Annotated in this window: 10 protein-coding genes and 2 pseudogenes; 8 read left to right on the forward strand and 4 right to left on the reverse strand. The window is 68.8% G+C overall.

The window, feature by feature from the left end:
- Window positions 1-455 (reverse strand): annotated as a pseudogene (locus AC1DHD_RS12210) (DUF222 domain-containing protein); the annotation flags it as partial.
- Between the two features lie 525 nt (window positions 456-980).
- Here AC1DHD_RS12210 and murA point away from each other — a divergent pair.
- Genes murA through AC1DHD_RS12230 form a run of 4 tightly spaced genes read left to right on the forward strand, consistent with a single transcriptional unit; the run spans window position 981 to window position 5402 of the window.
- Window positions 981-2306, forward strand: coding sequence for a UDP-N-acetylglucosamine 1-carboxyvinyltransferase (gene murA / locus AC1DHD_RS12215; protein WP_476879970.1), 1326 nt, complete (start codon window positions 981-983; stop codon window positions 2304-2306).
- Window positions 2307-2317: 11 nt separating this feature from the next.
- The gene (locus AC1DHD_RS12220) at window positions 2318-3196 is read left to right on the forward strand and encodes a lysophospholipid acyltransferase family protein (protein ID WP_476879971.1); all 879 of its coding nucleotides are present in this window, start codon (window positions 2318-2320) and stop codon (window positions 3194-3196) included.
- On the forward strand, window positions 3193-4251 hold the full coding sequence (locus AC1DHD_RS12225) for an NAD(P)H-dependent glycerol-3-phosphate dehydrogenase (protein ID WP_476879972.1): 1059 nt from the start codon (window positions 3193-3195) through the stop codon (window positions 4249-4251). Before AC1DHD_RS12220 ends, AC1DHD_RS12225 begins: the two co-directional genes overlap by 4 nt.
- Before the next feature lie 2 nt (window positions 4252-4253).
- The gene (locus tag AC1DHD_RS12230) at window positions 4254-5402 is read left to right on the forward strand and encodes a D-alanine--D-alanine ligase family protein (protein WP_476879973.1); all 1149 of its coding nucleotides are present in this window, start codon (window positions 4254-4256) and stop codon (window positions 5400-5402) included.
- Window positions 5403-5619: 217 nt separating this feature from the next.
- Here the strand turns inward: AC1DHD_RS12230 and AC1DHD_RS12235 are convergent.
- Window positions 5620-5781 (reverse strand): annotated as a pseudogene (locus tag AC1DHD_RS12235) (DUF3515 domain-containing protein); the annotation flags it as partial.
- 182 nt (window positions 5782-5963) lie between these two features.
- On the opposite strand from AC1DHD_RS12235, the gene thiL reads away from it, so the two are divergent.
- The 4 genes from thiL to rsmD are packed head-to-tail and all read left to right on the forward strand — an operon-like array spanning window position 5964 to window position 11014.
- Window positions 5964-7019 (forward strand): thiamine-phosphate kinase, encoded by a 1056-nt coding sequence (thiL, locus tag AC1DHD_RS12240; RefSeq protein ID WP_476879974.1) that lies wholly within the window; start codon window positions 5964-5966, stop codon window positions 7017-7019.
- A gap of 22 nt (window positions 7020-7041) precedes the next feature.
- On the forward strand, window positions 7042-8133 hold the full coding sequence (locus AC1DHD_RS12245; RefSeq protein ID WP_476879975.1) for a DAK2 domain-containing protein: 1092 nt from the start codon (window positions 7042-7044) through the stop codon (window positions 8131-8133).
- A complete protein-coding gene (locus AC1DHD_RS12250) occupies window positions 8123-10348 on the forward strand; it encodes an ATP-dependent DNA helicase RecG (protein WP_476879976.1) in 2226 nt (741 codons plus the stop codon). Before AC1DHD_RS12245 ends, AC1DHD_RS12250 begins: the two co-directional genes overlap by 11 nt.
- A gap of 48 nt (window positions 10349-10396) precedes the next feature.
- Window positions 10397-11014, forward strand: coding sequence for a 16S rRNA (guanine(966)-N(2))-methyltransferase RsmD (rsmD, locus tag AC1DHD_RS12255; RefSeq protein WP_476879977.1), 618 nt, complete (start codon window positions 10397-10399; stop codon window positions 11012-11014).
- Here the strand turns inward: rsmD and AC1DHD_RS12260 are convergent.
- Both AC1DHD_RS12260 and AC1DHD_RS12265 read right to left on the reverse strand, forming a co-directional pair.
- Window positions 11011-11763 carry a spermidine synthase gene (locus AC1DHD_RS12260; protein WP_476879979.1) on the reverse strand — a complete coding sequence of 251 codons (753 nt, stop codon included), beginning with the start codon at window positions 11761-11763 and terminating at the stop codon, window positions 11011-11013. The genes rsmD and AC1DHD_RS12260 overlap by 4 nt on opposite strands.
- A gap of 74 nt (window positions 11764-11837) precedes the next feature.
- Window positions 11838-12647 (reverse strand): aminotransferase class I/II-fold pyridoxal phosphate-dependent enzyme (locus tag AC1DHD_RS12265; RefSeq protein ID WP_476879978.1); only part of this gene is annotated, 810 nt, incomplete at its 5' end.

Genomic DNA, 12647 nt, shown 5'->3' on the forward strand with positions numbered 1-12647 from the left:
GTGGCGGTGGCGGTCAGGGCGTGTTCCATCCGGGTGCTGGTCCCGGGGTCGGTGACGGGCCGGACCCGGTCCAGGGCCTGGCTGATGATCGTGGCGGACCGGGAACCAAGGACGCCCGCGGCGAGGGCGGCGCCGAGTTCCTCGTGCCGGGGTGCCAGGGGCTGGCCGGTGGTCCCGGTGCCGGGCAGCACGGTCCCGGCGAGAGCCAGCCGGCGGTGGGCTTCGGTGGCGCTGATATGCAGGCGGGCGCGGAGGAAATCCCCGGCCCGCCGGTACCCGTCATCCAGGACCGGGTCATGGGTGGCAGCGGCGTCGGTGCGGGTGCGTTCGACCGCTGCCGCAGCGATGAGTTGCAGGTACTCCACGGTCCGGGAGATCTCCTCGACCCGGGCCGCGAACTCCGCGGCCTCCCGCACCCCGAACAACGCGGCGTCCGCGGCCGCCGTGACACTCAACCCCCGCAAGTCCTCCAGCACACCACCCAACACCGCACCGCCGGCAAGCTCACAGCCCTGCGCACCGCGCCGATCACCGTCCGGCCCACCAGCCGGACGAAACGCGAGAGCTGCACCGCTTCCCATAAACCAAGTCTCCCAAGGGGGTACGACAAAATAGCGACCACCACCTACGCGAACCCGCCACCGAACACGCCGCGCCGCTGCCGCGCCGCCACCGAACACGCCGCGCCGCCACCGAACACGCCGCGCCGCTGCCGCGCCGCAGTTGCAGCAATCGAAGCACCCCCGCAACCGACCACCCGCCCGCTTCGCCATGGCCGCCGGCGTCATACGGACACAATCAACAACCCCGGCCCGAAAGCACGCGCCGTGCCCGGTGCCGCCAGGGATTTCTACCGCGGCCCACCAGCGGAATCAGTCGCCTAGGACCGTGCCGTATTTCAGATCGGTAACGCTAGCTCCTATGCTTAGCTGGAGCCTTTGTAAGGATTTGGGGGCGAGTAGTCGTGAGGAAACTGGTAAATGAGTAGTGTTCTGACAATCCGCGGAGGCGTCCCGCTGACCGGCCGCGTCACCGTTCGCGGGGCCAAGAATCTTGTCCCCAAGGCGATGGTCGCTGCCCTGCTGGGCAACGAGCCCTCCGTGCTGCGCAACGTGCCGGAGATCAAGGACGTTGAAGTTGTCACCAGCCTGCTCCAGCTCCACGGCGTCACAGTGGACAAGGACCCCGTCACGGGCGACCTGACCCTGGATCCGACCAACGCCAAGACGGCCTCGCACACGGCCATCGACGCGCATGCCGGCGACTCCCGCATCCCGATCCTGCTGTGCGGTCCGCTGATCCACGCCATCGGTGAGGCTTTTATCCCGGACCTTGGCGGCTGCAAGATCGGCGACCGCCCCATCGATTACCACCTCAACGTCCTGCGCCAGTTCGGTGCCGTCGTTGAGAAGCGCCCGGGCGGCATCCACATCTCCGCTCCGCATGGCCTCAAGGGCGCCAAAATCGCCCTGCCGTACCCGTCCGTCGGAGCCACCGAGCAGGTCCTGCTCAGCGCCACCCGCGCCGAGGGAATCACCGAGCTTTCCGGTGCCGCCACGGAACCGGAAATCGTCGACCTCATCGCCGTGCTGCAGAAGATGGGCGCCATCATCAGCGTCCAGACCGACCGCACCATCCGGATCGAAGGCGTGCAGGACCTGGGCGGCTACAACCACCGCGCCCTGTCCGACCGCAACGAATCGGCGTCGTGGGCCTCGGCAGCGCTGGTGACCCGCGGCGATATCTTCGTCGAAGGCGCCACGCAGCGCGACATGATGACCTTCCTGAACACCTACCGCAAAGTGGGCGGCGGCATGGACATCGGCGAGGACGGCATCCGCTTCTACCACCCGGGCGGCAAGCTGAACCCGCTGGTGCTCGAAACCGATGTACACCCCGGGTTCATGACTGACTGGCAGCAGCCGCTGGTGGTCGCCCTGACACAGGCCGAAGGCGTGTCGATCGTGCACGAGACCGTGTACGAAAACCGGTTCGGTTTCACTGACGCCCTCATCCGGATGGGCGCCAACATCCAGGTGCACCGCGAATGCCTGGGCAGCGTTCCTTGCCGGTTCGGCCAGCGCAACTTCCTGCACTCCGCCGTCATCTCCGGGCCCACGCAGCTCAAGGGCGCCGACATTGATGTGCCGGACCTGCGCGGCGGCTTCAGCCACCTCATCGCAGCCCTCGCCGCCACCGGCACCTCAAAGGTCACCGGCATCGACATCATCAACCGCGGCTACGAGCGCTTCACCGAGAAGCTCGCCGGCCTCGGCGCCGACTTCGACATCACGTCGGCCCGGTAGCGGGGACCACCGTGAAGGAAACCGCCAAGAGCCACATCACCTTTGTCATCACGGCCGGAATTGTCCGACCGGTGATGAACCTGCTGATGAACAAGAAGTGGGAGGGCCTTGAAAAGCTCCCCGCGGGCGGCTTCATCGCCGTGCCCAACCACTGCACAGAGATCGACCCCCTGGTGATCGGGCACATGCTCTACAACCAGAACCGGATGCCGCACTTCCTCGCCAAGGGCAGCCTGTTCAAGGTCCCGGTGCTGGCTTCGGTGCTGCGCAACACCAAGCAGGTCCCGGTGGAACGTTCGACGGCGGGTGCCAACCGTTCGCTTCAGGTCGCCAGGGAAGTCGTGGACGAGGGCGGAGCCATCATCATTTATCCGGAGGGTACGCTGACGCGTGACCCGGACCTGTGGCCGATGAAAGGCCACACGGGGGCGGCCCGGATGGCGCTGGAAAGCGGTATCCCCGTGGTCCCGATGGCCCACTGGGGGGCGCACGAGGTCTTCCCCCGCTACGCCAAGCGTTTCCACATCTTCCCCCGGAAGACGTCCCGTGTGCTGGTCGGCGACCCCGTGGACCTGAGCGCCTTTGCCGGCCGCCCGCTGGACAAAGCGACCCTCACCGAGGCCACCAACGTGATCATGGACGCCATCACTGAACTGCTGGCCACCCTGCGCGGCGGCCAGCCCCCGCTGGTCCGCTGGGATCCGTCGGCCCACAACCAGTCAGCCCACGGGCGCTTCGTCGAACGCGGCGGCAGCACCTCGAACAGCGCGGGCGCCGGCGCCGCAGCCACTGCCCCTGGGTCTGGTACCGCGCCGGAGACCGGCGCCGCGCCTGTCACCAACACTGCAACGGACGCCGACGCCGGTAGCGCCGCGGACGGTACCAAGTGACGGCCGGACACCACACAGACGCCACCGGTTCTGCCCTGAACGTCGCGGTCCTCGGCGCTGGTTCCTGGGGGACCACGTTCGCGAAAGTGCTCGCCGACGCCGCTGCTGCCTCCGGCGTCGACCGCCAGATCCGCCTCTGGGGCCGGCGCGCCGCCGTCGTCGACCAAATCAACACCGCGCACCGCAACGAGCAGTACCTCAAGGACATTGCGCTGCCCTCCAGCATCACGGCCTCCACCGACGTCGCCGAAGTCRTGGACGGAGCCGACCTCGTCGTTCTGGCCGTTCCCGCCCAGACGCTCCGGCTTCAGCTGCGCGAATGGTCGTCCCTCATCGGACCGGAGGCCATGGTGGTGTCCCTGATGAAGGGCCTGGAACTGCACACCGACGCCCGCATGAGCGAGGTCATCAGCGAAGAGCTGTCCATCCCCGCCGAGCGCGTCGCCGTCGTGTCCGGACCCAATCTCGCCATGGAGATCGCCCGGGAAGAACCGACAGCCTCAGTAGTGGCCTGCACCGATGACGCGGCCGCCGGCTGGATCGCCCGTACCTGCACGGCACCCTACTTCCGGCCGTATACGACGTCGGAYGTGGTYGGCGTCGAAATCGGCGGGATCGTCAAGAACATCATTGCCCTGGCGGTCGGCATCTGCGAAGGCAARCRSATGGGSGACAACACCAAAGCCTCCGTCATTACCCGCGGCCTCGCCGAGACGTCCAGGCTGACGCTGGCGCTGGGCGGCGAAGCGCGGACCATGGCGGGGCTGGCAGGACTTGGCGACCTCGTCGCGACCTGCTCCTCGCCGCTGTCCAGGAACCACACGGCCGGCCGCCTGCTTGGCACCGGCCTGACCCTCGACCAGGTCACCGCCGAGATGACGCAGACCGCAGAAGGCATCAAATCGGCCCAGGCCGTGCACGAACTGGCCGGCAAGTCCGGCGTCGAGATGCCCATCACGGCCGCCGTCGTCGCCGTGCTGGCCGGAAAACTGTCCGTTGACGAACTGGGACCGCTCCTGTTGTCCCGGGACCTGAAATCCGAAGGCGATTACTAAGAGTGTCTGAGATCAACGCATCAACAGAAGCTTCCGCGAGCCGGTCGCGTCCCCGGGTGGCCGTGCTCTTCGGCGGCCGTTCCAGCGAACACGCGGTCAGCTGCGTCACGGCGGCCGGCGTCCTCGGCGCCATTGACCAGGCCAAATATGAGGTGATCCCGATTGGAATCGCCAAGACCGGCCAGTGGGTCCTCGCCTCCGGCGACACCGCCCAGTGGTCGCTGTCTGCGACCTCCCTGCCGGAAGTGGCCCCGTCGGACCAGACCGTGACCCTCGCGGAGATCGGCGGGGAGCACCAGCTGATTGTGGCCGCCCCGAACCAGGTGCCGCAGGAACTGGGCTCCGTGGACGTCGTTTTCCCGCTGCTGCACGGGCCGTTTGGCGAAGACGGCACGGTCCAGGGTCYCCTGGAACTGTCCGACACGCGCTACGTCGGCGCTGGCGTCCTGGCCTCGGCCGTCGGTATGGACAAGCACTTTATGAAGGTGGTCTTCGAGTCCGCCGGGCTGCGGGTCGGGCCCTACATCGCCGTCACGGACCGCCAGTGGCTCACCGATCCGGAACTGGTGCGGAAACGTGTGGACGCCCTCGGGTTCCCGGTCTTCGTCAAGCCCGCCCGGGCCGGCTCCTCCATGGGCATCTCCAAGGTCGATTCGCTCGAGGGCCTCGATGCCGCAATCGAGGCGGCCAGGGAGCACGACCCCAAACTCGTCATCGAAGCCGGCATCGTCGGCCGGGAAATCGAATGCGCCGTGCTCGAAGGCCGGGGGACCGACGCCCCGCGGACGTCAATGCCCGGGGAGATCTCCGTGGCCGGCGGCGGCCACGACTTCTACGACTTCAACGCCAAGTACGTGGAGGACGACGCCGCCGCGCTGAGCTGCCCGGCCGACCTCCCCGATGAGGCAATCGCCCGGGTCCGCGAGCTGGCCGCTGTAGCGTTCGACGCCGTCGGCGCCGAGGGCCTCAGCCGGGTGGACTTCTTCTACACCCCGGACGGCGAACTGATCATCAATGAGATCAACACCATGCCCGGCTTCACGCCGAAGAGCATGTACCCGCAGATGTGGAAGGCCTCGGGCCTGGGTTATGCGGAACTGATCGACGAACTGATCCATCTGGCCCTGCACCGCCGGACCGGACTGCGCTAGTCCCCACCGGCTCCCTAACCTCGCTCCGCTTCGGCCAGGGAACCCTGCCGGCGTGGGCCCCACCGGCAGCTAATGCTCGCTCCGCGTCGGCCAGGGAACCCTGCCGGCGTGGGCCCAACCGGCGCCTAAGGCTCGCGCCGCTTCGGCCAGGGAACCCTGCCGGCGTGGGCCCAACCGGCGCCTAAGGCTCGCCCCGCTTCGGCCAGGGAACCCTGCTTTACTTGCCGGTCGGCAGGTTCGGCAGGTCTTCCTGGCCAACGCACTTGCGCGCGGCCTTGATCTTCGACGCCGGCGAGGCGAGCTCCGCCAGGACCGTCGCCGAGCTGATCTTGTTCGGGTCCATGAGGATTTCGGTGGCGGGTTCGCGCCCGAACGTGGTCGGAGCAGGCACTCAGGACGAGCCCGGCAGCGGCCGCCGTGGCCAGGAAACGAAGCGGACGAAGGAAGCCGGACGGGCGGAACTGCTGCATCCATCCAGCCTATCCCGGCCGGGGGAGCCGTTTGGCCGCCGCGGAGCTGCAGCCCGCCGTCGTTGTCGCCCCCTCGCGGTAGCGTAGGGCTGTGCCCGAACCACTGACGCAAAAGTCCCCAAAGCCCGAAGAGTCCGGGTCCCTCACCGTGGCCCAGCTCTCCGAGTCGGACCTCCTCGCCCGGATCTTCCCGCGGCTGCACGGCGGAGACACCAGCGCCCTGTTGCTGGGTCCCGGCGACGACGCCGCCATAGTCGCGGCGCCGGACGGCCGGACTGTGGTCAGCATCGACACTCAGGTGGCCGACCAGGACTTCCGGCTCAAATGGAACAACGGCTACCGCACGTCCGGCTACGACGTCGGCTGGAAGGCCGCTGCCCAGAACCTCAGCGACATCAACGCCATGGGCGCCCGCGCCACCTCCATGGTGGTCAGCCTCACCATGCCCCCCGAAACACTCGTGTCCTGGGTCGAGGACTTCGCGGACGGCCTCAGCGCGGGCATCCGCGAACTCGGCGCGCCCGGCTGTGCCGTGGCCGGCGGAGACCTGGGCCGTGGCCGCGAACTGGCCGTCAGTGTCGCCATCCTGGGCACCCTCGACGGGGCCGCCCCTGTGCTGCGCTCCGGTGCCGCCGCAGGGGACACCTTGGCACTCGCAGGTACCGTGGGGCGCGCCGCCGCCGGCCTGGCCCTGCTGGAATCCGCCACCCCGGTGGCCGAGCTGACCGCAGAACAGCGCGGCCTGATGGACAGCCAGTGCCGCCCGGCGCCTCCGCTCGCGGCCGGTCCGCTGGCCCGCGAGGCCGGCGCCACTGCCCTGATGGACATCTCCGACGGACTGGTCCGCGACGGCCAGCGGATGGCAGCAGCCAGCCACGCCGTCCTGGACCTGGATCCGGCCGCACTAAAAGAACTCGGCGACGACCTGCTGCCCGCGGCCGCACTGCTGGGCGCGGACCCGATGGCATGGGTGCTCGGCGGAGGAGAGGACCATGGCCTGCTTGCAGCCTTTCCAGCCGGCATTCAGCTGCCTCAAGGTTTCACTGCGATAGGCTCGGTAGTGGCCTCTGCACCAACGGACAGCACGGGCGTCACGATAGCGGGCCGGCCCGCGGACACCGTGGGATGGGATCACTTTGCAGACTAAAATTGCCGCCAACGCGCAAGCGATGAAGCGGTGGTTGGGCAAGGCGGAGACAACGCTTGGAAACCACAGCGACCGCCTGAACGCCATCAATATCTTTCCCGTCGCCGACGGTGACACCGGCACCAACCTCTACCTGACGGTGCGCGCCGCTGCCCGGGCCCTGCAGGACGTCCCTACTGAGACTGCCACGCTGCCGCAACTGAACCCGGGCACCCCGGTCCACGTGGCCGGTCCGCCGGACGCGGTCCAGAACGACGTCGGCGCCGTCCTGGCCAAGGCGGGCCAGGCAGCCATTGAGCAGGCACGCGGTAACTCCGGCACCCTCTTCGCCGTTTTCCTGTGTGCCGCGGCGGAGCCCCTGGCCGGGCACCCGCGGCTCAGCTCGCCCCTGCTGGCAGCCGCTCTCAACCGCGCCCAAATCAGGGCCTGGTCGGCGCTAAGTGACCCGGTACCGGGCACCATGCTTTCCGTGATGGAGGCAGCGGCCCGGGCGGCCGCCGCTGTGGACGCGGAGCACGACGGCGACGACAGTAACCACACGCTGGGGCTGGCGCTCGACGCCGCGGTCGAGGCCGCCCTGGCCGCCGTCGTCCGCACCGAGGATCAGCTCGAGGCCCTGCACTCCGCCCGCGTGGTGGACGCCGGCGGCGTCGGGATGCTGCTGGTGCTGGACTGCCTGCGCTCCGCCGTGCTGGGCGAGGAACTGCAGGACCAGCTGCTGGACGGACTGCACGGGTACGACGTCCAGGACCCCCACATCCACACGGACATGCCCCGGGACGACGGCGTGGAAGTCATGTGCACCATCACCCTCTCACCCCTGGACGCCGCCACCATGCGGCAGCGGCTCGATGAAATGGGGGAGTCCGTCATCATGAGCCAGGTGGGTGGCGAGGCCGACGCCAACGGCGCCTACCGGTGGCGGGTCCACGTCCACGTGCCCGACCCGGCGCCCGCCGTCGCCCTCATCCGCTCGCTGGGTGAACCCTCGGACTTCAACGTCAGCGACCTCGCGTTGCCCCGGGACCCCTCGGAGAGTTCCTCGGCGGGAATCCCGGACCAGGGTCCTGATACCGGGCCCGGCACCACGGACCTCGACGGACATGAACGCTGAACTTGAGCTGGGCCTGGAGCGCCGGATCGGCAAGCGCTCCGCAGCCGTCATCGAAAAGCACCTTGGCATCAGCACCGTCGGCGGCCTGCTGAACTACTTCCCCCGGCGCTACCTGAGCCGCGGCGAACTGACCCCCATCAGCGAGGTCCCGCTSGAYGAGGAAGTGACSCTCATTGCSCGGGTSGTCTCCAACAGCACCCGCGCCATGCGCGCCCGCCGCGGTTCGCTAACCGACGTCGTGATTTCCGACGACGCCGGCACCGGCGTTCCCGGAACCCTCAAGGTCAGCTTCTTCAACGGCTTCCGGGCCAAAGCGGAACTCCAGCCGGGCCGGCGCGCGATGTTCTCCGGCAAGGTCACCCGCTATGCAGGATCGCTGGGCCTGACCAACCCGGACTTCCTGCTGCTCGACGAGGACCCCGACACTCCCGGGATGGACCCGGAAAAGCTCGCCGCCATGCCCATTCCTGTGTATCCCGCGACGGCGAAACTAACCAGCTGGTCCATCCAAAAGGTGATCACCACGCTGCTGGACACCGTGGAGCTCGGGGATCTGGATGACCCCCTCCCTGCGGACATCGCGGCCCGCGAGAAGTTCCTGCCGGTGGCCGACGCCTACCGACTCATCCACGCCCCGCAGTCGCCCGCCGACTGGCAGCGCGCCCGCGACCRCTTCCGGTACCAGGAAGCCCTCGTCCTGCAGTCCGCCCTGGCCCGGCGCCGGGCCCAGCTGGCGGCCGAGGAGGCGACGGCCCGCCGGCCGGCCACCGACGGCCTGCTCACGGCTTTCGACCGGCAGCTGCCCTTCACCCTGACCGCCGGCCAGGCCGCCGTCGGCAAGACCCTGGCCGGGGAACTGGCACAGGACTCGCCGATGAACCGGCTGCTCCAAGGCGAGGTGGGTTCGGGAAAGACGATTGTTGCCCTGCGCGCCATGCTGCAGGTGGTCGACGCCGGGGGACAGGCCGCACTGCTGGCGCCCACCGAAGTGCTCGCGGCCCAGCATTATGAATCCATCCGCCGCACTTTGGGCCCGCTCTCCCGGGACGGGCTGCTGGGCGGATTCGGCCCCGACGCCGTCCAGGTCACGCTGCTGACCGGCTCGATGCCCACGGCCGCCCGGAAACAGGCCATGCTCGACGCCGCCGCCGGGACCGCCGGGATCGTGATCGGCACGCACGCCCTGCTGAGCGACAACGTCTCTTTCTACGACCTCGGGCTCATCGTGGTGGACGAACAGCACCGCTTCGGAGTCGAACAGCGCGACGCGCTCCGCGCCAAGGCCAGCAAACCGCCGCACCTGCTGGTCATGACGGCCACGCCCATCCCGCGCACCGTGGCCATGACCGTGTTCGGTGACCTCGAAACCTCCATCCTCGACGAACTGCCGGCAGGCCGTGCGCCCATCTCCACCCACGTGGTGGGCCTGGCCGAGCATCCGGCCTGGGCCACCCGGATCTGGTCACGTTCGCGCGAGGAGATCGACGCCGGACACCAGGTCTACGTGGTCTGCCCCAAGATCGGAGCGGACGACGACGGTGACTTCAGCCCGGGGGAGGCCGAACCCACCGATGCCGACCTCGCGGAGACCGGAGGCCGGGAGCTCGCGTCGGTTACCGGCGTCGTCGAACTGCTTGGCGACGAACCGGCCCTCGCCGGGGTGCCCGTCGCGCCGCTGCACGGCCGCCAGGACCCGGTCCTCAAATCCGAAACCATGGCCTCATTCACGGCAAACCAGACCAAACTGCTGGTCTCCACCACCGTGATCGAGGTAGGTGTGGACGTGCACAACGCCACACTGATGGTGATCCTGGACGCGGACCGCTTCGGTATTTCCCAGCTGCACCAGCTCCGAGGCCGTGTGGGCCGCGGCGGCTTGCCGGGAACGTGCCTGCTGGTCACCACCCTGGAACCGGAGCATCCCAGCCGGCGCCGCCTGGACGCGGTGGCGGCGACCACGGACGGCTTCGAGCTCTCGCAGGAGGACCTCAAGCTCCGCCGCGAAGGTGACATCCTCGGCGCTTCGCAGTCCGGCGGCAGGTCGACGCTGAAGCTGCTGCGGGTCCTGGAGCACGAGGACGTCATCGCCCGGGCGCGGCAGGACGCCCAGGCCATTGTGTCCGCCGACCCGAACCTGGCCCGGCACAGTGTGCTCGCCGCGGCAATCGACGACTACCTCAATCCGGAGAAGGAGGCGTTCCTTGAACGCGGCTAGAACACAAACCATGGGCGGCGCTGCCCCGGCCCGGCGGGACGTACTGGCATGAGSCGTATCATCGCGGGGGCCGCCGGCGGCACACCGTTGGTCAGCGTCCCGGGTTCCCTAACGCGCCCCACCACGGACCGGGTCAAGGAAGCACTCTTCTCCCGGCTGGACGCCTTCGAGGTCATCGCCGACGCTCGGGTGCTGGATCTGTATGCAGGTTCCGGCTCCCTCGGCGTGGAGAGTGCCAGCCGTGGCGCGGCCGCCGTGGACCTGGTGGAGTTCGACGGGAAAGCTAGCGAGGTCTGCCAGCGCAACGCCGACCTCGTCAACACCGTCGCGCGGCGCAAGGTGGTGTCCGTGCACCGCTCCAAGGTCGAATCCTTCCTGGACCGGGCCGCCGACGCGACGCTCTGGGACCTGGCGTTCCTGGACCCGCCGTACCCGCTTGATGACGTGGCGCTGGCGGCCGTGCTCACCAAGCTGCTCCCGCACCTGGCCCCGGGCGGCGTCGTCGTGGTGGAACGGTCCGCCCGGACGCCGGAGCCTTCATGGCCGGAGGGTATGGAGCGTTTCGCGGAGAAGAAATACGGCGAGACCCGGCTGTGGTTCGCCGAACCCGGCGTTGATGAACCCCAGGCCGTGTCGGCACCGGACCCGGCGGGGGACAAGGACTAGTCCGACAGCACGTCCAGTTCGACACCGGCCAGCACTCTGGCAGGGTGCGGACCCCGAGCCGTGAGGGCCGCAGTCCACGCGGCGGGCCAGGGGACCTGCGTGCCGGTCAGGATGATGTTGCCGGGATGCCGGCCGGCGAACATACCGGTCTCGGCGAAGGCAGCCACATCCGCCATCGCTCGGCGCAGCGCGGCCACCTGGCTGCGCACCAGCGTCAGCCCCGGTTCGTCGCCGACGTTGACGATCAGCACCCCGCACGGGGTCAACCGGGCGGCCGCCTCCCGGTAGAAGTCAGTGCAGGCGATGTGCTCCGGCGCTTCCGGTCCGGAAAAGATATCCAGGATCACGACGTCGAAGCGCAGCCCCGCAGGCAGCTCGGCCAGGGACTCCCGGGCGTCGCCGATCAGGGTGTGCAGCTCGGTGCCCTGCGGCATCGGCAGCTGCTGGAGGACGAAATCCAGCAGCTCCCGTTCAAGCTCCACCGCGTACTGGACGGAGCCCGGCCGGGTCGCCTGGATGTACCGGGCAAGCGTGAGGGCACCGGCACCGAGGTGCAGGGCCGTAATGGGTTCACCCCACGGCGCAGCAAGATCCACCACGTGGCCGATCCGCCGCAGGTACTCGTAGAAGATGTCATCCGGCTCGGCCAGATTTACGTGGGATTGCTCGGCCCCGCCGATGCTCAGGACGAATCCGCCGTCGGTGAATTCGTCCGGCTCGATCACGGCGTGCTGACCGGTGGTGCGCAGGAACCGGGTGGCCGTGGGGCCTCCCGCCGGAGCTCCAGCGTTCCCGGCCGGACTGGCCGCCGCGTCCCCGGCGCTCACAGCCTGTCCCGGAGGGTGGAGAGCCGTTCGGCGGCTTCTTCGAGCACGTGGGTCTTTTTGCAGAAAGCGAAGCGGAGCAGGCTCCGGGTCCGCTCGGCGCCCTCCGCATGGCAAAAGACCGGCACCGGGATGGCCGCAACGCCCACCAGTTCGGGCAGACGGCGGGCCAGGTCCACGGAATCGGAGATCCCCAGCGGGGCAGTATCAACATTGACGAAGTAGGTCCCTTGCGGTGTGTAGACCTCCAGCCCCGCCGCGCGGAGCCCCTCGCTGAGGATGTCCCGCTTGAGGCGCAGCGTGTCGGCAATCCCGGTGTAGAACTCCTCCGGCAGGCCCAGGCCCACCGCGATGGCGCTCTGGAACGGGGTGCCGGAACTGTAGCTAAGGAACTGCTTGRCCGTCCGGGCCGCTGACACGAGGTGCTCGGGGCCGCTGAGCCAGCCGATCTTCCAACCGGTGAAGGAGAAGGTCTTTCCGGCCGAGGAGATCGTCAGGGTCCGTTCCGCCGCGCCCGGCAGGGTGGCGATGGGCACGTGCTCGGCGCCAAAAGTGAGGTGCTCGTACACCTCGTCGGTGATGATGACGGCGTCGTGCCGGGCGGCGAGCTCCACCACGCGTTCCAACACCTCACGGGGGAAGACCGCGCCCGTGGGGTTGTGCGGATTGTTTACCAGCACCACCTTGGTGCGGTCGCTGAACGCCGCAGCCAGCGCGTCGAGGTCCGGCATAAAGTCAGGGGTCAGCAGCGGCGCTGTCACGTGCCGGGCGCCGGACAGCCCAATGATGGCGCCGTACGAGTCGTAGAA

The organism is Arthrobacter sp. 05L45_2, assembly GCF_056397525.1.